The following is a 22,742-nucleotide window of genomic DNA, read 5'->3' as shown; positions in this document are numbered from 1 at the left end:
CACACCTCCCAAGAACAACCATTAAAGGTGCCAGCATGCGTTATCCGACCCTGAACTTTGCCCTTGGCGAAACCATCGACATGCTCCGTGACCAGGTCCAGGCCTTCGTCGCGGCGGAACTGGCGCCACGCGCCGCGCAAATCGACCACGACAACCTGTTCCCCGTCGACATGTGGCGCAAGTTCGGTGACATGGGCCTGCTTGGCATCACCGTACCGGAAGAATATGGCGGTGCTGGCCTGGGCTACCTGGCCCACGTGGTGAGCATGGAAGAAATCAGCCGTGGCTCGGCCTCGGTCGCCCTCTCCTACGGTGCGCACTCCAACCTGTGCGTGAACCAGATCAACCGTAACGGCACCCACGAGCAGAAAACCAAGTACCTGCCGAAACTGATCAGCGGCGAACACATCGGCGCACTGGCCATGAGCGAGCCAAACGCCGGTTCCGACGTGGTCTCGATGAAACTGCGCGCAGACAAACGCGGCGACCACTACGTACTCAACGGCAGCAAGACCTGGATCACCAACGGCCCGGATGCCAATACCTACGTCATCTACGCGAAGACGGATCTGGAGAAAGGGGCCCACGGCATTACCGCCTTCATTGTCGAACGTGACTGGAAAGGCTTCACCCGCAGCAACAAGTTCGACAAGCTGGGCATGCGCGGCTCCAACACCTGCGAGCTGTTCTTCGACGACGTCGAAGTGCCGGAAGAAAACATTCTCGGCACCCTCAACGGTGGGGTCAAAGTGCTGATGAGCGGCCTGGACTACGAGCGCGTGGTACTGTCCGGCGGCCCGACCGGGATCATGCAGGCCTGCATGGACATCGTCGTGCCGTACATCCATGACCGTAAGCAGTTCGGCCAGAGCATCGGCGAGTTCCAGCTGATTCAGGGCAAAGTGGCTGATATGTACACCCAACTCAACGCCAGCCGTGCCTACCTGTATGCCGTGGCCCAAGCGTGCGACCGCCGCGAGACGACCCGCAAGGACGCCGCCGGGGTGATCCTGTACAGCGCCGAACGCGCCACACAAATGGCCTTGGACGCCATCCAGATTCTCGGTGGCAACGGCTACATCAATGAATTCCCTGCCGGCCGCCTGTTGCGCGACGCGAAGCTGTATGAGATCGGTGCCGGCACCAGCGAAATTCGCCGGATGCTGATCGGTCGCGAACTGTTCAACGAATCCCGCTGAGCTGCGATAAGGAAAAGGCGCCCATGGCTATCCTGCACTCCCAGATCAACCCGCGCTCGGCGGAGTTCGCCCATAACAGCGCGGCCATGCTCGAACAGGTTCAGGCCTTGCGCACCCTGCTCGCCCAGGTTCATCAGGGCGGCGGTGCCAAAGCACAGGAGCGGCATACCTCGCGCGGCAAACTGTTGCCACGCGAGCGCATCGACCGCTTGCTAGACCCCGGTTCACCGTTTCTCGAAATCGGCCAACTGGCCGCCCATGCGGTCTATGGCGAAGAGGTGCCTGCTGCCGGGGTGATCGCCGGTATCGGTCGGATCGAAGGCGTCGAATGCATGATCGTGGCCAACGATGCAACGGTCAAAGGCGGCTCCTACTACCCGTTGACGGTGAAAAAGCACCTGCGCGCCCAGGCCATCGCCCTGCAGAACCGACTGCCGTGCATTTACCTGGTGGACTCCGGGGGTGCCAACCTGCCACGCCAGGACGAAGTATTTCCCGACCGTGAGCATTTCGGACGGATCTTCTTCAACCAGGCCAACATGAGCGCCATCGGCATTCCGCAGATCGCCGTGGTCATGGGCTCCTGCACCGCCGGTGGCGCCTATGTGCCGGCCATGGCCGACGAAGCGATCATGGTGCGCCAGCAAGCGACCATCTTCCTGGCCGGCCCGCCGCTGGTGAAAGCCGCCACCGGCGAGGTGGTAAGCGCCGAGGACCTTGGCGGTGCCGACGTGCACTGCAAGACCAGTGGCGTCGCCGACCACTATGCAGACAACGACGAACACGCCCTGGCCATCGCCCGGCGCTGCGTGGCCAACCTGAACTGGCACAAGCTCGGCACCTTGCAGCAGCGTATGCCGATCGCGCCGCTGTATGACGCAGAGGAACTCTATGGCGTGGTTCCGGCCGATGCCAAACAACCGTTCGATGTACGGGAAGTGATCGCCCGCCTGGTCGATGGCTCGGTGTTCGATGAGTTCAAGGCACTGTTCGGTACCACCCTGGTGTGCGGTTTCGCCCACCTGCACGGCTACCCGATTGCGATCCTGGCCAACAACGGCATCCTGTTTGCCGAAGCGGCGCAAAAAGGTGCGCACTTCATCGAACTGGCCTGCCAACGTGGCATTCCATTGCTGTTCTTGCAGAACATCACCGGTTTCATGGTCGGGCAGAAATACGAAGCCGGCGGCATTGCCAAGCACGGCGCCAAGCTGGTCACCGCGGTGGCCTGCGCCCAAGTGCCGAAGTTCACCGTGATCATCGGCGGCAGCTTCGGCGCCGGCAACTACGGGATGTGCGGCCGAGCCTACGACCCACGCTTCCTGTGGATGTGGCCAAACGCCCGAATCGGCGTGATGGGTGCCGAACAGGCGGCCGGGGTACTGGCCCAGGTCAAGCGCGAGCAGAGCGAACGCAGCGGCCAGCCATTCAGCGCCGACGACGAAGCGCGGCTCAAGCAACCGATCCTTGATCAATACGAGCACCAGGGTCACCCCTACTACTCCAGTGCCCGGCTCTGGGACGACGGCGTCATTGACCCGGCACAGACCCGCGATGTCCTGGGCCTGGCCTTGTCTGCGGCACTCAACGCACCGATCGAGCAAAGCCGTTTCGGCATTTTCCGGATGTGACCGATGAGCGACTTCACTACCCTCGAGCTGATCAAGGACCCACGCGGTTTCGCCACCCTCTGGCTGAGTCGCGAGGACAAGAACAACGCCTTCAACGCGCAGATGATCCGCGAGTTGATCCTGGCTATCGACGATATCGGCAACGACACCAGCCTGCGCTTCTTGCTGCTGCGCGGACGCGGTCGGCACTTCAGCGCCGGGGCAGACCTGGCCTGGATGCAACAATCGGCACAGTTGGACTACAACACCAACCTGGACGATGCCCGCGAACTGGCCGAACTGATGTACAACCTGGCCAAGCTCAAGCTGCCGACCCTGGCGGTGGTGCAAGGTGCCGCCTTTGGTGGTGCGTTAGGGTTGATCAGTTGCTGCGACATGGCCATTGGCAGCGAAGACGCCCAACTGTGCCTGTCGGAGGTCCGCATCGGCCTGGCCCCGGCCGTGATCAGCCCGTTCGTGGTCCAGGCCATGGGCGAGCGCGCCGCGCGCCGCTATGCGCTGACCGCCGAGCGTTTCAGCGGCCTGCGTGCCCGTGATCTGGGCCTGCTGGCCGAAGCCTACCCCTTGGCCGAGCTGGAGCAGCAGGTCGACGTGTGGGTCGCCAATCTGCTGCAGAACAGCCCGCAGGCCATGCGCACCAGCAAAGAGCTGTTGCGTGAAGTCGGTCATGGCGAGCTGACCCCTGCCCTGCGCCGCTACTGCGAAAACGCCATTGCCCGTATCCGGGTCAGCGCCGAAGGCCAGGAAGGCCTGCGCGCCTTTCTGGAAAAACGCACACCGAGCTGGCACGTCGAACCCAACAAGAAGGAACCGCGCCCATGAGCCGTCCCACGCTGACCACCCTGCTGGTTGCCAACCGTGGCGAAATTGCCTGCCGCGTCATGCGCACCGCCAAAGCCCTTGGGCTGACCACCGTGGCCGTTCACAGTGCTGTGGACCGCGAAGCCCGGCATAGCCGCGAAGCCGACATTCGCGTTGACCTGGGTGGTGCGAAAGCAGCTGAAAGCTACCTTGATATCGCAAAGTTGATTGCTGCGGCCAAAGCCAGTGGTGCCCAGGCCATTCACCCCGGTTACGGCTTTCTCTCGGAAAATGCCGGCTTTGCCCGTGCCATCGAAGAAGCCGGCCTGATCTTCCTCGGCCCACCGGCTTCAGCCATCGAGGCCATGGGCAGCAAGTCCGCCGCCAAAGCCCTGATGGAAACCGCCGGTGTGCCCTTGGTACCGGGCTATCACGGTGAAGCCCAGGACCTGGAAACCTTCCGCGCAGCCGCCGAAAAAATCGGTTACCCAGTACTGCTCAAGGCTACGGCCGGTGGCGGCGGCAAGGGCATGAAGGTGGTCGAACAGGAGAGCCAGCTGGGCGAAGCCCTGGCCTCGGCCCAGCGTGAGGCACTGTCGTCGTTCGGCGATGCGCGCATGCTGGTGGAAAAGTATGTGCTCAAGCCACGCCACGTGGAGATCCAGGTATTTGCCGACCAGCACGGCAATTGCCTGTACCTGAACGAGCGCGATTGTTCGATCCAGCGGCGCCACCAGAAGGTCGTCGAGGAAGCACCCGCGCCCGGCTTGAGTGTGGAACAACGTCAAGCGATGGGTGAAGCCGCTGTGCGCGCGGCCCAGGCCATCGGCTATGTCGGAGCCGGCACTGTAGAGTTCCTGCTCGACGCCCGGGGCGAGTTCTTCTTCATGGAGATGAACACCCGCCTGCAGGTCGAGCACCCGGTCACCGAAGCCATTACCGGCCTCGACCTGGTCGCCTGGCAGATCCGTGTCGCCTGTGGCGAGCCGCTGCCGATCACCCAGGCACAGGTGCCGCTCAACGGCCATGCCATCGAAGTGCGTTTGTACGCCGAAGACCCCGCCAACGACTTCCTCCCGGCGACGGGTAAACTGACGCTGTACCGCGAGTCGGCGCCCGGTGCTGGCCGTCGTGTGGACAGTGGTGTCAGCGAAGGCGACAGCATTTCACCCTACTACGACCCCATGCTCGGCAAACTGATTGCCTGGGGCGAAAACCGTGAACAGGCGCGGCTGCGGTTGCTGGCGATGCTGGATGAGTTCGCCATCGGCGGCCTGAAAACCAACATCGCCTTCCTGCGGCGCATTCTCGCGCACCCGGCGTTTGCCGAGGCCGAGCTGGATACCGGGTTCATTCCGCGCTATCAGGCGCAACTGCTGCCTGAAGCCAGCACGCTGCCTGCCGAGTTCTGGCAGGCTGCCGCCGAAGCCTTCATCCAGAGTGAGCCGCTGGTGCAGCGCAATGACGACCGGCATTCGCCGTGGGCCACCCACAGCGGCCTGCGCCTTGGCGTGCCGGCGCATATCAGCCTGCACCTGCGCTGCAATACCGAGGAGCAGGCCGTCAGCCTGGACCATAGCGCGCCATCAACCTTGACCCTGCGTGGTGAACAGTTGATCCAGGAGCACAATGGCCTGCGTCGCCAGCACTTGGCAATTCGTCGTGGCCATACGCTGTACCTGCACTGGAATGGCGAACTGCACGCGGTCAACCAACTCGACCCGATTGCCGAAGCCGATGCCAGCCATAGCCACCAGGGCGGCTTGGGCGCCCCCATGAACGGCAGTATCGTGCGGGTGATGGTGGAAACCGGCCAGGTTGTCGAGGCCGGTACACCGCTGGTGGTACTTGAAGCCATGAAGATGGAACACAGTATCCGTGCACCGCATAGCGGTACGGTGAAAGCCTTGTTCTGCCAGGAAGGCGACATGGTCAGTGAAGGCAGCGTACTGGTCGAGCTGGAAGGCAACGACGCCTGACGTCACCTGCGACACCGGCAGTCGGGAGAACCGGCTGCCGGCGCCAGGCAATACCGATCAGAACTTCATCGTGGCCTGCACCACCACCCCGATGATTTCACAGCCCTCATTGCAGAGGGTCTTGGGGTATGTCGGATTGAGCGGGCGCAGGTAACGCTGCCCGCCTTCCTCGATCAACTGCCGAAAGGCCGGCGTCGCACTATTGGGCAAGCGGGCAATCACCAGTTTGCCGGGCAGTGCCGGCAAGCCCGTGTCCACCAGAATCAGCATCCCGGCCGGAACACTCAACCCCACCGGCGCAGTCATCGCATCGCCCTGCACTTCCAGCCAGAACGCCGGACCCTGGGCGTAATAGTCCGTGGCTTCGAAAGGAGCCTCAGGGTCTTCCGCCCCAAGGTTTTCCCACCCCGTGACCGGATAGCGAAAATACAGATTGTGCTGTGGGATACGTCCCTCGGCATCTGTAGTCGAATTCTGATCGTCGCCATAGGAACCGCTCGCTTCGGCGAGGTCTCTGACCAGGGCGAACTCCATCGGCGGCAACCCAAGCACCACCAGAATCTGGTTCATCGTCTCCAGTTTCGGCCGGCGCTCGTTGCGTAACCAATGCCCGACGGCGCCTTGAGTCACCCCAATACGCTCACCCAACTTTTCCTGCGTGATCTTCAGTTCACGCATTCTGGCCCTGACCAGGGCAATCCATTTTTCCATTGCTGGCACGATACGGACTGCCCCGAAGCTCTCAATACACAAATTGTAGTATTTAAAACGTCGAAATAAATACATCTCGTACTTATTGTTAATACATCCCCCACAACCGCCACAGGCAGCCCCCATGAGCTCACATTCACCGGATGCACTGGATGCCAAACTGGACAGCGAGTCCCTGAGCAGCAGTGACGCCGCCCGACGTGCATTGGACTACTACCTCAATCCCCCGCAACGCGAAGCAGAAATGGAGCCCCCCTTTTTCGTCCCGCGCCCCGACCTGGGCCGCCTGAAGGCCGGTGAACACGCGATGAGCCTGCTGCGCTGCGCCTCAGCAACGGCCTATGAAATGGCAAACGATCTCAAGGGCACACGACGGGACATGGCACTTTCAGTCGTGCACATCATCAACATGGCACTCGCCTTGGTGGAGCACACCCTGGCTGAACGGAGCGGCTCGTCGGCAGGGATCGACAGCATCTGACCTGGCTGAGGAACATGGCCCGAGCGGGTCATCACCCAGGCATACGGACACAACGAGATACCTATTTTCTGTCATGACAGAAAATTTACTTGACCTTTAAATGATAACCATTATTATTAGCAACAACTGGTCGCGAGACTGGCCGGATAAACTGAAAGCTCACAGGTCGGACTCTCAGGTTATCTCCTCATCAGGCTAATCACGGTTTTTGACCCGGCTTTTTGCCGGGTCTTTTTTTTGCCCATCAGGCCAATGATGCGTGCCGTTGTCCGAATGGCCTTAATCAGGAAGGACGCATCACCCGCTTTTTTTGCAAGGAGCCCGTACCATGCCCCCTCTGTTGCTGCCCCTTGAACACCCTGCCATCGCGACGCCTGATGATCAGGCACGGCTGCGGCGTCTGAGAAAACTCCCACGCCGTGTTCAACAGGTGTTCCTGCTCAATCGTCTCGATCAACTGTCGTTTGCCATGATCGCCGAACGCCTCGCCGTGCCCGTCAATACGGTGGAGCGGCACATGAAACACGTGCTGCAAAGCGTTCAACCCGACACTGATCCGCTGGCTCACGACGCTGGGCACTGGTACGTACGCCTGCAAAACCCACAGATCACCGCCAGCGAGCGAATCGACTTTCGCCGTTGGCTGGATAGCGCCCCCGCCCACCTGACGGCCTTCCATGCCACCGAACTGCGCTGGCGCAGCCTGCTGGCACCCGCGCAGGTACTGGGCGAGGGACACGGGTACCGCCAAGCCCTTCCGGTGCTTTCATTGGGCGGTTGCTCGGTAGCCATCGCCGTGCTGCTCGGTACCGTGCTGACTCTCGGTTTCTGCGCGTGATGCAGGGGTGTAGAGTAAGGGCAATAACAACGCTGAAGGAGCCTGGTAATGAGCGTGACGCTGCCCCCCTTGCACATCACTTGCGATTTCGATTCCGGTAACATCGTGGTTCTCGATGCCAGCGAGCCGTCTCAGGTACGCTTGGCGATACGTCCCGATACCCGCAGCGATCATTTCCAGTGGTTTCACTTCAAGGCCAGCGGCCTGACCCCAGGGCACACACACCGTTTCACCCTGGAAAACGCCGGGCAATCCTCCTACAACCAAGCATGGGACGGCTATCAGGCGGTGGCCTCCTATGACCAGCAAAACTGGTTTCGGGTACCGACCCAATTCGACGGCAAGGCCCTGCACTTCCAACTTGACGCTCGCGAACAGCAGGCCTGGTTTGCCTACTTTGAACCCTACTCTCGCGCCCGCCACAATCAACTGATTGAGCGGGCGGTCAGCTTGCCTGGCGTTGAGCTGCTGGCCACCGGCCGCAGCGTCGAAGGTCGCGACATCCAGCTGCTGCGCGCTGGCGATGGTGCCGCGGGCAAGCGCAAACTGTGGATCATCGCCCAGCAGCACCCGGGCGAACACATGGCAGAGTGGTTCATGGAGGGTGTGATCGATCGCCTGCAGGCCAACGATGCAACGGTTCAGGCGTTGTTGAAGGTCGCTGACGTGTACCTGATCCCGAACATGAACCCCGACGGCGCCTTCCATGGGCACCTGCGTACCAACGCCCAAGGCAAGGACCTTAACCGCGCTTGGCAGTACGCCAGCATCGAATACAGTCCGGAAGTGCTCTTTGCGCAGCAACAAATGAAACTGCAGGGCGTCGACCTGTTCCTCGACATTCACGGCGATGAAGAAATCCCCCACGTCTTCACGGCGGGCAGCGAAGGCACACCGGGCTACACGCCCAGGGTCGAGCAATTGGAGAACGCCTTCCGTGAGCGCTTGTGCAGCCTGACCGCCGACTTCCAGCAGGTACATGGCTACCCGCGCGACAAACCGGGCCAGGCTAACCTGACGCTAGCCTGCAACAGCGTGGCGCAAGCCTATGGCTGCCTGGCCCTGACCCTCGAAATGCCGTTCAAAGACCATGACGATGCGCCCAATGCCGTTACCGGCTGGTCGGGGCAACGCTCCAAGGCACTGGCCAGTGCGGTGCTGGATACGGTGGCGCCGATGGTCAGCGATCTACGCTGAGTGCTTGCGGTGGGTCCTGATGCGCTCAGCGCGCCGCGGCCAACCGCAACCGGTAACTTCCCGGGCTTTCACCGGTCCACTTCTTGAAGGCCCGGTGAAATGCGCTGGGCTCTTGAAAGCCAGTCTGTTCGGCAATTTCCGCGACACTCAGGTCACTGCCACGCAGGCACTCGAACGCCATCGCCCGGCGCACTTCATCCTTGATCTGCTGGAACGAGCAACCCTCGCGCTCCAACTGCCGACGAAAACTGCTGGGACTCAAGCCCTCGCCTTCGGCCATGGCCAATAGGGTCGGCCATTGCCCGTACTGCCGGGCACGCAAGTGCCGATAAACCCTCGCCGCCAGGCCGTTCTGATTACGGTAACGAATCACCAGCCACTGCGGCGCACTGTGCAGGAAGGTCTTCAGTGCGCCCAGATCCTGAACCACCGGCAAGCGCAGGTAGTCGGCAGCAAATTCGATTTCGGTATGCCCCGCCCCCAACTGAAGGTTAGGCCCCCACAGCAGCGCATCATCGTCTAGCGGTGCCCGGGAGTCGGCCAGTTCCGTACGGTCGATACCAATGCGCCGTCCACTCAACCAGCACAGCAGGCTGATCACCAGCACCAGGAAGGTCTCCTCGGCATAGACCCGGGTCTGTGCATCGGCCATGGTCGACTCCAGACGGATCACCGCACGCTGCCCCTTCAGGGTCAACACCCCCTTGAGATCACGCAGGAACAGCGCAAAGTAGCTCAGGCACTGACGCAGGGCCTTCTCCAGGTTGGGTTCCTGGATCAAGCCTCGGCAAATCAAGGCAAAGCTGCCCAACGGCATGCCGTGGCTGTCGAGGTGGAAGAATTCGTCATCCAGCTCGTGAATCAGAATCAGCCAGAGCCGGGCGAAGGCCTTCGCCGGCACCCGGGCGCCCGGCTCATCAAGCAACGCTGCGGCGATACCGGCCTGTTCCAGCAGCCCGGCGGCGCGCGCAGGCTGATCACGCAAGCCATGAAGCATGACATGGACAAAGTACACCGCGACCGAATCGTTTTCCCGCATGGCTGGTTCCGCTGTTACACGCACTGGTATGGCAAAAAATGCCAGCTCGACTGGACAGTTATGGCATAGGACGACAGCGTCCCATTGCCTAGACTCGACCCCATCCTGAAGCTGGTGCCCGGCATTCTCGCAGAGGCGAACACTGCCACGCCACGCTTTCGCACTCTGGAGTCGACGATGAACAACCACGAAATCTATGTAGTCAGCGCCGTACGCTCGGCCATTGGTACATTTGGCGGCTCGCTGAAGGACCTGCCACTGGCAGATCTGGCCACTCAAGTCTGCCGCGCCGGCATCGAGCGCGCCGGCATCGACCCGGCACAGATTGGCCATGTGGTGATGGGCACTGTCATTCCAACCGAAGCGCGCGACGCCTACCTGGGCCGTGTGGCCGCAATGAATGCTGGCATTCCCAAGGAAACCCCAGCCTTCAACGTCAACCGCCTGTGCGGTTCGGGCTTGCAGGCAATCGTCTCGGCCGCCCAGAGCCTGATGCTTGGCGATGCCGAGGTGGCACTGGCCAGCGGCGCCGAATCCATGAGCCGAGGCCCTTACCTGCTGCCACAGGCTCGTTGGGGTGCGCGCATGGGTGACCTGCAGGGTATCGACTATATGGTCGGCGTCCTGCATGACCCCTTTGAACACTTTCACATGGGCATCACCGCCGAAAACGTTGCGGCCAAACTGGGCATCAGCCGGCAGATGCAGGACGAACTGGCCCTGATCAGCCAGCGCCGCGCAGCCCGCGCCATTGCCGAAGGTCGTTTCGCCGGGCAGATCGTTACGGTCGAGGTTCCTGGGCGCAAAGGGCCGCAATCGTTCAGCATTGATGAGCACGTGCGCGGCGACGTCAGCATCGAGCAACTGGCCGGCATGAAAACCGTGTTCAAGAAGGACGGTACGGTCACCGCGGGCAACGCCAGCGGCCTGAACGACGGTGCAGGTGCCTTGGTGCTGGCCACCGGCGAGATGGTGCGCCGCCAAGGGCTCAAGCCGCTCGCCCGTCTGGTGGGCTACGCCCATGCCGGGGTTGAGCCGGAACTCATGGGCCTGGGGCCGATTCCGGCAAGCCGCAAGGTGCTGGAAAAAGCTGGGCTGACCATCGCTGACCTGGATGTGATCGAGTCCAACGAAGCCTTCGCCGCCCAGGCTTGTGCCGTTGCCCGTGAGCTGGGCTTCGACCCAGAGAAGGTCAACCCCAATGGCTCCGGTATCTCCCTCGGCCATCCAGTGGGTGCGACCGGCGCGATCATCGCGACCAAGGCCATCCATGAATTGCAACGCATCCAGGGCCGTTATGCCCTGGCGACCATGTGCATCGGCGGCGGCCAAGGCATCGCCGTACTGTTCGAACGCACTTGAGCCCAAAGGAGTTTTACACCGTGACAATCAAACACATCGCCGTGATCGGCGCCGGGACCATGGGCAACGGTATTGCTCAGGTCTGTGCCGTAGCGGGCTTTCAGGTCACCCTGATCGACATTTCCGACGCCGCCCTTGAGCGTGGCGTAGCCACCCTGCGCAAAAACCTCGAGCGTCAGGTCAACAAGCAAACGCTGGAGGCCGCACAGGCCGAGGCGGCGCTGCAACGGATCAGCACCAGCACTGACTACGCCCAGCTCAAGACCGCGCAACTGGTCATCGAAGCCGCGACCGAGAACCTCGAGCTCAAGCAGCGCATTCTCGGCCAGATAGCCGCCAGTGTCAGCGATACCTGCATCATCGCAACCAACACCTCGTCGCTGTCGATCACCCAACTGGGCGCAACCATCAGCCTGCCTGAGCGCTTCATTGGGGTGCACTTCTTCAACCCGGTGCCCATGATGGCCCTGGTCGAAGTCATCCGCGGCCTGCAGACCAGCGACGCGACCCACGCAGCAGCGCTGGCACTGACCGAGGCCTTGGGCAAAACCGCCATCAGCGCCGGCAACCGCCCGGGCTTTGTGGTCAACCGGATTCTGGTTCCGATGATCAACGAAGCGATCATGGTGCTGCAGGAAGGCCTGGCCAGCCCGGAAGACATCGACACCGGCATGCGCCTGGGCTGCAACCAGCCCATCGGCCCGCTGGCCCTGGCGGACCTGATTGGCCTGGACACCCTGCTGGCCATCCTCGAAGCCTTCTATGACGGCTTCAACGACAGCAAATACCGCCCTGCCGCACTGCTCAAGGAAATGGTTGCCGCTGGCTACCTGGGCCGTAAGAGCGGTCGCGGTTTCTACACCTACTGAGGCTATCGCCATGCCAATGACCTGTGCCGAACGCGGTGGCTACTACGAAGAGCGGCGCGACAAGGCGCTCGAACTCCTTGCGGTCAAGGGATTCGGCCAGGTCAGCATGCGCGAGTTGGCCAGCCACCTGGGCCTGACCGCCGGCTCGTTGTACCACCACTTCCCGAGCAAGCAACACCTGCTGTTCGACCTGATCGAAGAGCTGTTCGAGGAGTTGCTGGCCACGCTGCAGCCGCCACGGCGTCGCCGTGGCGGCAACGAGGATTGGCTGACGAGCGTCATTGATGCGCACTGGCAGTTGCACCGCGAACGTCCGTTACAGTTTCGCCTCGCCGAGCGCGACCTGTGCTGCCTGACCGATGAACAACAGGCACGGATCAAGCACCTGCGCGATGACTACGAATGCCAGTTGCTGCGCCTGATCGCCCCCACGGCGGCGCTGTCAAAGGCTGCACGGCAAGCGGCCGGCCATGCCATTGCGACATTGCTCAACAGTTTGCCAGGCTGGCTACAGTCGAGTGAGTTGCCCGAAGCACAGCGCCTGGCACTCATGCAAAACCTGCTGCTGGGCGCCATCGAGCGAACCTTGCACGACAGCGCTCAGGTGTGCGCTGCCTGAACCGCTCAGGCGAGCAACTGTTGAATGCGCTCGCCCAGCGTATTGAGGTCGAACGGCTTGGCCAGGATCGGTGCCTTGCGCGCGATGGCACTGCCTGACTCCAGAATTTCAGCCGGGTAGCCACTGATGAAGATCACTTTCAGTTCGGGCCGCAACTTTACCGCGGGCTCTGCAATATCGACCCCGGAGATTCCGCCCGGCAGACGAAAATCGGTGACCATCAGGTCCAGGTGCGGTTTGCTGGCAAGAATTTCAAACGCCTGCGCACCATCTTCGGCCACCAGTACCCGGTAACCTTCCCCGGCCAGATAATCGTGCAGCACCCTGCGGATCGCGGGTTCATCCTCGACGATCAGCACGACATCTTGTGCATCTTCACTCATATCAACGCCTTGTTTTTCAATTCAATCGCTATCCGACCCCAGCGTCAGGCAGAGGTTGCCTGCTGCCAGTCAATTTCCTGCACGTGGCGTGCCAGCGGTAAGCGTACCGCAAAGGTCACCCCCTCGCCTTCACTACTGTACGTCGATCACCATCGCCTCCCCACTGTTCAGGACTTGCGGTAGATGCGTTCGGCGCTGACCAACGCCTCGAAGCGATCGCCATAGCCCGAAAAATTCAGGGTTTCCTTGCTGCCCAGGACCAGGAAACCACGGTGGCACAATGACTCGTGAAACAACCCCAAGGCCCGGTCCTGCAGCGGCTTGTTGAAGTAGATCAACACGTTCCGGCACGAGATCAAGTGGGTCTCGGAAAACACACTGTCCGTCGCCAGGCTATGGTCGGCGAAGGTCACCTTCTCGCGCAGACGACTGTCGAGTATCGCGCTGCCGTAGGCCGCCGTGTAGTAATCACTGAACCGCTGCAGGCCTCCCGCCTTTTCATAGTTGAGCGCATACCGCTCCATCGCCTGCATCGAGTAGATACCCTGTCTGGCCCGTTCCAGTGAGTATGGGTTGATGTCGGTCGCATAAATGATCGAACGCTCCAGCAGCCCTTCCTCGTGCAACAGGATGGCGATGGAGTAGACCTCCTCACCCGTGCTGCAGCCCGCGATCCAGAGTTTGATCGACGGCCAGGTACGCAACAACGGCACCACCTCCCGGCGCAGGGCAAGGACATGGCTGGGGTCACGGAACATCTCGCTGACCGGAATGGTCAGGTATTGCAGCAGCGCCATGAAGGCAACAGGATCCTGCAGGACACGCGCCTGCAGAACCGCAACCGTCGCACACTCAAACTGGCGCAGGGCATGCAGGATCCGACGCTTTATCGAAGCAGCCGAGTAATCGCGAAAGTCATAGCTGTACGTGAGGTAGATCGCCTCCATCAGCCGTTGAATCTCGAAATCGGTCGTGCACTCAGTGGTCAAATTCGCTCCAGATGCGGCAACCACACGCGAATCAGCGAAAACAGCCGCTCCAGCTCGATCGGCTTGGCCAGGTAGTCGTTGGCCCCCGCCTGCAGGCAGCGTTGCTGATCATCCTTCATCGCCTTGGCCGTCACCGCGATGATCGGCAACTTGCGCCAGCGTGGATCGTTGCGAATCAATCGCGTTGCCTCGTAACCATCCATTTCCGGCATCATCACATCCATCAAGACCAGGTCGATGTCGTCGTTCTGCTCAAGCTTGTCGATGGCCTCGCGACCATTGCGACCCACCTCGACAATGGCCCCCTTCTGCTCCAATGCGCTGGTCAAGGCGAAGATATTGCGGACGTCGTCGTCAACCAGAAGCACCGTGCGCCCCTCGAACACACGGTCGCGGCTACGCGCGGTCTTGAGCATGCGCTGGCGCTCGTGGGACAGCTGCGATTCGACCTTGTGCAGAAACAGCGTGACTTCGTCGAGCAGGCGTTCCGGTGAGCGCGCACCCTTGATGATGATCGAGCGCGAATACTTGAGCAGGTTGGCCTCTTCATCACGGCTAAGGTTGCGCCCGGTATAGACGATCACCGGCGGGAACGCCCGGATACTGTCCTCGGCCATCCGCTGGAGCAGCTCATTGCCCTGCATGTCGGGCAACTTGAGGTCGATGATCATGCAATCGTAGACATTCTCCCGCAGCAACTCGAGGGCCTCCCGGGCCATGCCGACTGCCGTGATTTCAATATCCTCATCGCCGATCAGCCGGGCGATGCTGGCACGTTGCAGGTCGTCATCCTCGACCAGGAGGATGCGCTTGAGCTTCTGGGTCAGCTTGGCCTCAAGCCGACTGAAGACCGCCTTGAGCTGTTCGCGGCTGGCCGGTTTCACCGCATACCCAATGGCACCCATGTGCAGCGCCGCCTCGACGCGGTCCTCGACCGAGATCACATGAACCGGGATATGCCGGGTGACGGCCTGTTCCTTGAGCCGTTGCAACACCGTCAATCCAGAATGATCTGGCAGGCGCATGTCCAGCAATATGGCATCGGGTAGATAACTGACGGCTAGGTCGAACCCTTCATCAGCAGTTTGCGCCACCAGGCAGCTGTAACCCAGCTCATGGGCCAGATCAAAGAGAATATGGGCGAAGTTCGACTCGTCTTCGATGACCAGAATGCAACGTCTGCTGAACGGCGCCTGCTGGCGATCATCGGCAAAACCCGGTACTCGTTGCACCTCCTCTGGTTCTGTGGGCGCATCCCGAGCGGGCACAACGGCTGAGCGGATGATGACCGGTGACACTATTGGCTCGACGACCGGCTCATAGCGTTCAGGGAGGATCAGGCAGAACTCACTGCCGTCCCCCAGGCAGCTCTCGACACTGATGTGGCCGCCCAGCAACTGAGCCAGGTCGCGGGAAATCGACAAGCCAAGGCCCGTACCGCCGTAGCGCCGATTCGTCGTGCCATCGGCCTGGTGAAAAGCCTCAAAGATCGTCTGCTGCTGGTTGGCCGCGATGCCGATACCACTGTCGCGCACGCGGAACGTGATGCCCCTGTCAGCCTGTTGAGCGATGGTCAGGCTGACCTCGCCACGCTCGGTGAACTTCAACGCGTTGGACAGCAGGTTCTTGAGGATCTGTTCCAGGCGTTGGCGGTCGGTGTAGACGGTCACAGGTGCCGTGGCGTCGACGTTGATACTGAACCCCAAGCCCTTGTGCTCAGCCAGCGGCTCGAACAGATTGCGCAGACTCTCGGTAAGGCCTTGGACCTGGGTAGCCTCCGGGCGCAGCTCAAGCTTGCCGGCCTCGACCTTGGCGATATCCAGAATGTCATTGATCAAATTGAGCAGGTCATTGCCGGCTGAATAGATCGACTCGGCAAATTTCACCTGCTCTTCCGTGAGGTTTTCCTGCTGATTTTCGGCGAGCAACCTGGCCAGGATCAGTGAGCTGTTCAACGGCGTGCGCAACTCATGGGACATGTTGGCGAGGAACTCGGATTTGTACTGGCTTGAGCGTTGCAGCGCTTCGGTGCGCTCCGCCAGTTGCTCATTGGTTTGCTCCAGCTCTGCCTGCTGGACTTCCAGATGCGCCTGGGACTCCTTGAGCACCCGTGACTGTTCTTCCAGTTCCTCATTGGCGGCTTTCAGTTCTTCCTGCTGAACCTGCAGCTCCTCATTGAGCAGTTGGGTTTCAGCCAGCACTTCCTGCAAGCGCTGTCGATATCGGGCGCTTTCGATCGAAATGCCCAGGTTATTGGCTACCCGCTCCAGCAACTCGACATCACGCGGCTCAAGTGCACGCAAAAAACCCAGTTCCACCACACCGTTGATCTGCCCATCGTTGCGGGTTGGCGCCACCAGGACGCTGTGTGGCGCCCCCTCACCCAACCCGGAGCTGATCCGCAGGTAGTCCCCTGGTAAATCGTCCAGGCGCAACACCCGCGCCTGCAATACCGCCTGGGCCACGATGCCCTCATTGCTGCCGATCCGTTGTTCCTGCTGCTCTTGCTCGCGAGGCAGCCCGTAGGAAGCCACCCGATGCAAGTGCCCCTCTGCATCACGGACATACAGCGCCGCGACCACCGCGCCCAGATACTCGGCAAAAAACTGCAGGGCGTTGCGGCCCAACAGGGGTAAGGTCAACTGCCCCAGCAGTTGCTCGGCCAGAAGGTTCTGACCACTGCGCAACCAGGCCTCCTGTTCGAGATGGACGGCACTACGCTGCAAGGCCTCAAGGTTACGGTTGTAACTGTGGGACAACCCCAACAGATCGCGCCGACCGAAATAGGCCAACACACCACTGAGCAAAATGACGAAGCCCAGGTACAGCGAGATAGAGGCCACCGTCGTGCTCTGCACGCGGTCGCTGCGCGTCTGGCGCAATTGCTGCTCGACGGAAACGAAGGCTTCATACTCCTTGCGGATCTGGTCGGTCAGGCGCTTGCCATGACCGGCCTGCATCGCCTCGATGTATGCACCGGCGCTGCGTCGCAAGTCGATCATATGCTCGGCAAAGCGATTCCACTCGGCTTGCAGGGACTTTATCCGCGCCACCCGTTCAACCTGCTGAGGGTTGTTCGACACCAGTGCCTGCAGCGAAGCCAGGTCGGCGTCTATCCTGGGCTTGGCCACGCTGTAGGGGTCGAGAAAATGCTCATCACCGGCAATCAGGAACCCGCGCAGCCCGGTCTCCATGTCGATGGACAGCTTGACGGACTCGTTGGCACTGTTGATCACCCGGTCGGTATGCTCCACCCACTGGATCACTGACAGTAGATAGCTGATGACGGCAACAAACACCGCGGCACTGAGTAATCCAACACCCAGCGGCAGGCTGATGTTACGGCCAAGGAGCTTGCGAAAACTCCGCTGGTCGATTGCGGTTGGCTGAATCATCCTTAAAAGCCCCCGTACACAAGTGCCACGACAAGAGTGCCTGGCGTTTTATCGAGTAATAGTTCTATTTTTTCGGGTTTGCCGTAATAAAACGCCCATGCGGCAGCCTGGAGTCTAACCGCTGGATCCCTCAAGCGGCATAAACAAGCTGCGTTTCAGACCGATTGCCGGCAATCGTTCCAGACCCGCGCCAGCCCGGTGCTCTGTGGTTAAATACGCGCTTTTAGCTCAAGGCCACCCTCCATGCCCGCATCACCGCTCAAGGTTCTCGTTATTGGTTATGTCTGGCCAGAGCCACGCTCCTCGGCAGCCGGCGGGCACATGATGCAGATCCTCGACAGTTTCCTTGAGCGCGGCTGGCAGATCACCTTCAGTAGCCCGGCCACCGTTGGCGAACACAAGGCAGACCTCGCGGCACTGGGCATTGCCGAACAGGCCATCGTGCTCAATTGCAGCAGTTTCGACCATTTTGTCGCTGAGCTGGCACCGGATGTCGTACTGTTCGACCGGTTCATGATGGAGGAGCAGTTCGGCTGGCGCGTCGAGAAGCATTGCCCCACGGCGCTGCGGGTCCTGGAAACCTCTGACCTGCAAAGCCTACGCGACGCCCGTCAGCAGCTATTGCGCCGCCGACTGATCGAGGGCCTGGGCAGCAACGACTTCAGCGAACTGTTTGCCACCCCAAGCGAGACGCTTTATCGCCACATGGCCAGTGCCGACCTGACGCAACGTGAAGTGGCTGCGATCTACCGCAGCGACCTGAGCCTGATGATCTCGGATGTAGAAATCGACCTGTTGACCGAGCGTTTCGATGTTCCGCCCGCGTTGCTGCACTGGTGCCCGCTGATGCTCGATCAACCGGCGACCCCGGCACGAGGCTTTGCCGAGCGTGCGCACTTCCTCAGCATTGGCAACTTCCGTCACGCCCCGAACTGGGACGCCGTACTCTGGATGAAGCACAGCCTGTGGCCGATGATCCGTCGGCAATTGCCCCAGGCCCAACTGCATGTCTACGGCGCCTACACCCCGCCAAAGGCCACCGCACTGCACAACCCGGCGCAAGGCTTTCATGTGCTGAACTGGGCCGAAGATGCCCTGGAGGTCATGAGCACCGCCCGCCTGTGCCTGGCGCCTCTGCGCTTCGGCGCCGGGATCAAGGGCAAACTGACCGATGCCATGCTCTGCGGCACGCCCAGCATCACCACCCCGATAGGGGCCGAAGCCATGCACGGTGCCCTGCCCTGGCCTGGCGCGGTTGAAGTGACCGCCGAAGCGCTGGCCGAGTCGGCCGTACAGCTATACCAGGACGAAGCCCGCTGGAACGCGGCACAACAGGCGTGCGCGCCACTCATCGCGACACGCTTCAATCGCCGCATACACGCGACCGCGCTGGTCGAACGGATCGAGCAAACCCTGGCCGACCTGCCACAACACCGCCTGAACAACTTCACAGGCGCCATGCTTCGTCATCACCAGCACAAAAGCACCCAATACATGGCCCAGTGGATCGAAGCGAAAAACCGGGTACCGACACAGGCCTCATAACCGTCGCGCAGCAACAGGCCCCAGGCGATCACTGAGCCCCTGCACAGTGATCGCCTTTTCGGAAAGGTCCTACAACAGGTCGTCGGTCTAATCTGCTAGCGTCCAAACCTCTGGCCTTGAGGCCCTTGGGGATGCTGCCGTGTTCTGCCTGCCAACGACTCAATTGCTGTTTCCAACTGTGGTCTTGCTGTTACTGACCGGCTGCCAGGCCCAATCCCTACCATTGCCCAAGAGCGAAAAACTCTCCGCCGAAAAAGTCGCGCAGATCGCAACGACCATCGACCAGACCTACCCGAAGCTGTCCACTGATGTACGTACCCAACTGCTCAACACCGTGGTGCAGTCGCTGGACAATATGGTGTTTGTCGAAGGCGGCGAGTTTCAGATGGGGGATTTTGGCTGGAAGTGTGACTACGACCCCAGCACTATGTGTGAGTGGCCGTGTGGGGTTGAGCCTGAACGCTTATGCCCGATCAGTTTCCGTAACAATGATGACTTTGTTCATCCAGTAAAGCTAAGCAGCTACTACCTTTCAAAATTTCAGACCACGATACGCGATTTCGATCTGTTTTTTATTGCCCAAGGCAAACCGCTGTATGACGCGAAAAACCGCAAGCGTGAGGATATACAGTTCCTGTACAAACCCGACTTGCCTGCACCCACTCAACGCTGGCAGGAGGCCAAAGATTATTGTGGTTGGCTCGCAACGCTGAGTGGATACCCAGTAGATTTACCCACCGAGGCTCAGTGGGAATACGCCGCACGTAATCGTGGCCAGTACGTGTTTTTTCCTACTGACAATGGTGGCTTGGACTATGGGCGTAACTTCCCAGAACCACGCGAGCGCCATACGTTTGCCGTGGACAGTTATGCCCCCAACCCGCTCGGGCTCTACAACATGTCAGGAAACGCTACTGACTGGGTCAATGACTGGTTCGATGAGGACTATTACCGAAACTCGCCCCTGGAAGACCCCAAAGGACCTGATGTTGGAATCCAAAAAATCCTTAGAGGCAGCGATGTAGGTGAAAGCCCATTGCTGACCGCCAGCACTGTACGTCGCTTCCCTCATGATCCTGTCAGAAGAGGCTACTTTCCAGGAACTGGTTTTCGCTGCTCCGTACAGTCCCATCAGCCTCTCTAAAACCATGCGCCTAATAGTTACCTTCGCTATCCATGCATGCACATTCGCTGGCAATGCAGTTTGGGAAAGGTCCTACATCCAACCAGTAGCAGGATCTGCTAGCGTCCACGCTTTTCTGACGCTTGGCCCACAGGGATGCTGCCATGTTCTACCTGCCCGCTGTTCGCGTACTTCTGCCCGCCTGCGCACTGCTGTTACTGACCGGCTGCCAGGCTCAATCCCTGCCATTGCCCAAGAGCGAAAAGCTCTCCGCGGAAAAAGTCGCGCAGATCGCGACGACCATCGACCAGACCTACCCGAAGCTATCTACCGACATACGCACCCAACTGCTCAACACCGTGGTGCAGTCGCTGGACAATATGGTGTTTGTCGAAGGCGGCGAGTTTCAGATGGGGGATTTTGGCTGGAAGTGTGACTACGACCCGAGCAATATGTGTGAATGGCCGTGTGGGGTTGAGCCAGAGCGGTTGTGCCCGATCAGCTTTCGTAACAATGATGATTTTGTTCATCCGGTAAAGCTGAGCAGCTACTATTTTTCAAAATTCCAGACCACGATACGCGATTTCGATCTATTTTTTATTACTCAAGGCAAGCCACTCTTTGACAGAGAGCTTCGCAAACGAAAGGATTTAGCGTTTCGTTTTCAGTCCAAAATGCCCGCCCCCACTAAATCCTGGCAAGAAGCCAAAGATTACTGTGCTTGGCTAGGCCAACTAAGTGGCTATCCAGTGAGTTTGCCCACCGAAGCACAATGGGAATATGCCGCTCGTAGCCGTGGCCAATACGTATACTTTTCTACCGATAATGGCAGCCTGGATTACGGGCGTAACTTTCCAAAATCCGGAAAGGGGCGCACCTTTGAGGTTGATAGTTTCACACCCAACCCATTAGGTATTTACAACCTCTCAGGAAACGCTGTCGATTGGGTAAGTGACTGGTATGGCGAGGACTACTATCATCACTCCCCTATGGAGAATCCGACAGGTCCAGCGACAGGCACATTACGTATTCATAGGGGCTCCGCGTTTGTTGAGAGCCCGTTAATTACCGCAAGCACCGTTCGACGCTGGGCGGCAGAGCCTATCAAATCGGGGTACTTCCCTGGGTATAGCTTTCGCTGCGCCATACAGTCCAATCAAGTGCTATGAGCAACAAGAGCGCGACCAAGCGCCCTTGCTGATTAGCAATTTACGCTAGTCCTGTAAACCTGCCACTACGCCGCGCAGCCAGCAGAGTATTCGTTTTGTGGCGGTACGGCCCTGGAGTCCAGGCCGCTTTCCGCTGACCCTGCAGATGGCTCCGAGCAACAGCCAAAGCATCGATAAAACAGTTGAATTCATCTTGCTGCCGCCAATCAAGCAAGGCGTTGATTCGTTCCAGACTCTCCATCGCATTGACTTTTCTGGCTTGAGGGTCGCAGTGTTCCAGCACTTCGATGAACTGTCGCCAACTTCTCAGTACTGACAGCAGCTTCACCAGCGCCAACTCCTGCGTATCCTCAAAACTCTCAACATAGCTTTCAGTCAACAAATGAACCATCGGCCCCATGGCTTGAGGTGGTAAAAGCGTCAAGGGAATGCATTGGCCCCTCACCATGACATCTGTCTTTTCGAGTAAGTGCCCTGCGAGCGAATAGGCTTCCATCTTTGTTGCCGTTCTGGTTGCCCACCAATCAGCAACTTCAAGCGCACCTTTGTCAAATGCCTCAAACGTTCTATCTAGTGGATTGGTTACTGCCTGAAAAAATACCGAGCTTAGGTAGCTAAAAGCCTCCTCAGTAACACCGAATAGATACCGGTAATCCACCTCTGCCAACGCCTTGCAAAACAACCATGTCAGTTTCCCGACCAGCTCTAAATCCACCACAGTGGTAAAACCGCCACCGGCACCCGGTCCCAGTACTATTGCCCCCTTACAACGGATCGCCAATCGGTTATCGGCAATCTCGATCCCAAACTCACCGCTGGCGCCAATGCCTGCGGCAAAGTTCCCCTCCGCCTTGATCTGCGCCAAATCCACCCAACTGCTGCTGGCATTCGCCTGCCCGGGCTCGATGTTGCCTGTGCCTTGCAGGTCGGGTTCGATCCATTGAAAGTTGCCGGTCAGGGCGCCTCCCGTTTGGGCGCCGGCGAACGCGGTGCCTTTGACCCCGATGTAGCCGCTTTTGCCGACGTCCAGGGTTGGCGTGCCGAGCAAGGCCGTTGCGCCCGCGGGCTGTTCGCGGGGTTTGTACTGTGTCTTTGTTACCGCTTCCCCCTGTAATTGGGTGCCCACAAAGCAGCTCAGCTCCAGCCGGCCGCTCAGGCGGAACACGCCCAGGGGGTGGCGCACGGTCTTACCCTCGCCGTTGCGGTAGGTGATGCTGGCCAGGTAGCCGCCCTGGCTGGGGAAGTAGCTGTTGAAGGACACCGCGGCATCGGCCAGGGAAAATTCGGCCATGCCCTTGACCCCGACGTCGATCAAGCCCTGCGCCGGGTTCCAGCTATTGATGCCGGCACTGGCGCTGGCGGCGAAGCGCAAGGCCTGGGCGTCGGCCGAGACGGCGTAGCGGGCTGCATCG

General features: G+C 60.1%; 18 protein-coding genes and 1 pseudogene. 13 read left to right on the top strand and 6 right to left on the bottom strand.

The genetic code is table 11. The features are described from left to right. Window positions 1-35 precede the first annotated feature (35 nt). Genes IE038_RS22200 through IE038_RS22185 form a run of 4 tightly spaced genes read left to right on the top strand, consistent with a single transcriptional unit; the run spans window position 36 to window position 5,610 of the window. Window positions 36-1,199, top strand: coding sequence for an isovaleryl-CoA dehydrogenase (locus tag IE038_RS22200; RefSeq protein ID WP_189396299.1), 1,164 nt, complete (start codon window positions 36-38; stop codon window positions 1,197-1,199). Between the two features lie 23 nt (window positions 1,200-1,222). Continuing rightward, the gene (locus IE038_RS22195; RefSeq protein WP_163935120.1) at window positions 1,223-2,830 is read left to right on the top strand and encodes a carboxyl transferase domain-containing protein; all 1,608 of its coding nucleotides are present in this window, start codon (window positions 1,223-1,225) and stop codon (window positions 2,828-2,830) included. A gap of 3 nt (window positions 2,831-2,833) precedes the next feature. Then, the gene (locus IE038_RS22190; protein ID WP_163935117.1) at window positions 2,834-3,652 is read left to right on the top strand and encodes a gamma-carboxygeranoyl-CoA hydratase; all 819 of its coding nucleotides are present in this window, start codon (window positions 2,834-2,836) and stop codon (window positions 3,650-3,652) included. Next, window positions 3,649-5,610 (top strand): acetyl/propionyl/methylcrotonyl-CoA carboxylase subunit alpha, encoded by a 1,962-nt coding sequence (locus IE038_RS22185; RefSeq protein ID WP_189396298.1) that lies wholly within the window; start codon window positions 3,649-3,651, stop codon window positions 5,608-5,610. Before IE038_RS22190 ends, IE038_RS22185 begins: the two co-directional genes overlap by 4 nt. Window positions 5,611-5,667: 57 nt before the next feature. Here IE038_RS22185 and IE038_RS22180 read toward each other — a convergent pair whose 3' ends face one another. Continuing rightward, complete coding sequence (locus IE038_RS22180; RefSeq protein ID WP_189396297.1) at window positions 5,668-6,321, bottom strand: LexA family protein; 654 nt, start codon at window positions 6,319-6,321, stop codon at window positions 5,668-5,670. A 124-nt stretch (window positions 6,322-6,445) separates the two neighbouring features. Here IE038_RS22180 and IE038_RS22175 point away from each other — a divergent pair, with 124 nt between their 5' ends. The 3 genes from IE038_RS22175 to IE038_RS22165 all read left to right on the top strand — a co-directional run bounded on the left by IE038_RS22175 (window position 6,446) and on the right by IE038_RS22165 (window position 8,837). Then, on the top strand, window positions 6,446-6,802 hold the full coding sequence (locus IE038_RS22175) for a DUF6124 family protein (RefSeq protein ID WP_163935113.1): 357 nt from the start codon (window positions 6,446-6,448) through the stop codon (window positions 6,800-6,802). Window positions 6,803-7,130: 328 nt separating this feature from the next. Next, window positions 7,131-7,640 carry a sigma factor-like helix-turn-helix DNA-binding protein gene (locus tag IE038_RS22170; protein WP_189396296.1) on the top strand — a complete coding sequence of 170 codons (510 nt, stop codon included), beginning with the start codon at window positions 7,131-7,133 and terminating at the stop codon, window positions 7,638-7,640. Window positions 7,641-7,688: 48 nt separating this feature from the next. Then, the gene (locus tag IE038_RS22165) at window positions 7,689-8,837 is read left to right on the top strand and encodes a M14 family metallopeptidase (RefSeq protein ID WP_189396295.1); all 1,149 of its coding nucleotides are present in this window, start codon (window positions 7,689-7,691) and stop codon (window positions 8,835-8,837) included. Window positions 8,838-8,862: 25 nt separating this feature from the next. Here the strand turns inward: IE038_RS22165 and IE038_RS22160 are convergent, their stop codons facing one another. After that, a complete protein-coding gene (locus IE038_RS22160; protein WP_189396294.1) occupies window positions 8,863-9,876 on the bottom strand; it encodes an AraC family transcriptional regulator in 1,014 nt (337 codons plus the stop codon). Window positions 9,877-10,053: 177 nt separating this feature from the next. Here IE038_RS22160 and IE038_RS22155 point away from each other — a divergent pair, with 177 nt between their 5' ends. Genes IE038_RS22155 through IE038_RS22145 form a run of 3 tightly spaced genes read left to right on the top strand, consistent with a single transcriptional unit; the run spans window position 10,054 to window position 12,726 of the window. Continuing rightward, window positions 10,054-11,238, top strand: a complete 1,185-nt coding sequence (locus tag IE038_RS22155; RefSeq protein WP_163937154.1) for an acetyl-CoA C-acyltransferase family protein — start codon at window positions 10,054-10,056, stop codon at window positions 11,236-11,238. Between the two features lie 20 nt (window positions 11,239-11,258). After that, the gene (locus tag IE038_RS22150) at window positions 11,259-12,107 is read left to right on the top strand and encodes a 3-hydroxybutyryl-CoA dehydrogenase (RefSeq protein WP_163937158.1); all 849 of its coding nucleotides are present in this window, start codon (window positions 11,259-11,261) and stop codon (window positions 12,105-12,107) included. A gap of 10 nt (window positions 12,108-12,117) precedes the next feature. Continuing rightward, window positions 12,118-12,726: a TetR/AcrR family transcriptional regulator gene (locus IE038_RS22145; RefSeq protein ID WP_163937161.1), complete on the top strand. Its 609-nt coding sequence runs from the start codon at window positions 12,118-12,120 to the stop codon at window positions 12,724-12,726. A gap of 5 nt (window positions 12,727-12,731) precedes the next feature. On the opposite strand, the gene IE038_RS22140 is transcribed toward IE038_RS22145, so the two are convergent. The 3 genes from IE038_RS22140 to IE038_RS22130 form a co-directional block, all read right to left on the bottom strand. Continuing rightward, window positions 12,732-13,109, bottom strand: coding sequence for a response regulator (locus tag IE038_RS22140; protein ID WP_163937164.1), 378 nt, complete (start codon window positions 13,107-13,109; stop codon window positions 12,732-12,734). A 167-nt stretch (window positions 13,110-13,276) separates the two neighbouring features. After that, window positions 13,277-14,098, bottom strand: a complete 822-nt coding sequence (locus IE038_RS22135; RefSeq protein WP_163937167.1) for a CheR family methyltransferase — start codon at window positions 14,096-14,098, stop codon at window positions 13,277-13,279. Then, window positions 14,095-17,493 (bottom strand): response regulator, encoded by a 3,399-nt coding sequence (locus IE038_RS22130; protein WP_189396293.1) that lies wholly within the window; start codon window positions 17,491-17,493, stop codon window positions 14,095-14,097. Before IE038_RS22130 ends, IE038_RS22135 begins: the two co-directional genes overlap by 4 nt. A 243-nt stretch (window positions 17,494-17,736) precedes the next feature. Here IE038_RS22130 and IE038_RS22125 point away from each other — a divergent pair, with 243 nt between their 5' ends. From IE038_RS22125 to IE038_RS22115, 3 genes are all read left to right on the top strand, one after another. Then, the gene (locus tag IE038_RS22125) at window positions 17,737-19,038 is read left to right on the top strand and encodes a glycosyltransferase (protein ID WP_163937170.1); all 1,302 of its coding nucleotides are present in this window, start codon (window positions 17,737-17,739) and stop codon (window positions 19,036-19,038) included. Between the two features lie 139 nt (window positions 19,039-19,177). Then, window positions 19,178-20,182 carry a formylglycine-generating enzyme family protein gene (locus IE038_RS22120; protein WP_229775723.1) on the top strand — a complete coding sequence of 335 codons (1,005 nt, stop codon included), beginning with the start codon at window positions 19,178-19,180 and terminating at the stop codon, window positions 20,180-20,182. 143 nt (window positions 20,183-20,325) lie between these two features. Continuing rightward, window positions 20,326-21,330 (top strand): formylglycine-generating enzyme family protein, encoded by a 1,005-nt coding sequence (locus IE038_RS22115; protein WP_189396292.1) that lies wholly within the window; start codon window positions 20,326-20,328, stop codon window positions 21,328-21,330. Window positions 21,331-21,370: 40 nt separating this feature from the next. Here the strand turns inward: IE038_RS22115 and IE038_RS22110 are convergent. Further along, window positions 21,371-22,742 (bottom strand): annotated as a pseudogene (locus IE038_RS22110) (LysM domain-containing protein); the annotation flags it as partial.

This window comes from Pseudomonas laurentiana (genome assembly GCF_014648275.1).
In the GTDB taxonomy this organism is placed as follows: domain Bacteria; phylum Pseudomonadota; class Gammaproteobacteria; order Pseudomonadales; family Pseudomonadaceae; genus Aquipseudomonas; species Aquipseudomonas laurentiana.
This window is presented reverse-complemented; position numbering and strand designations above follow the sequence as displayed.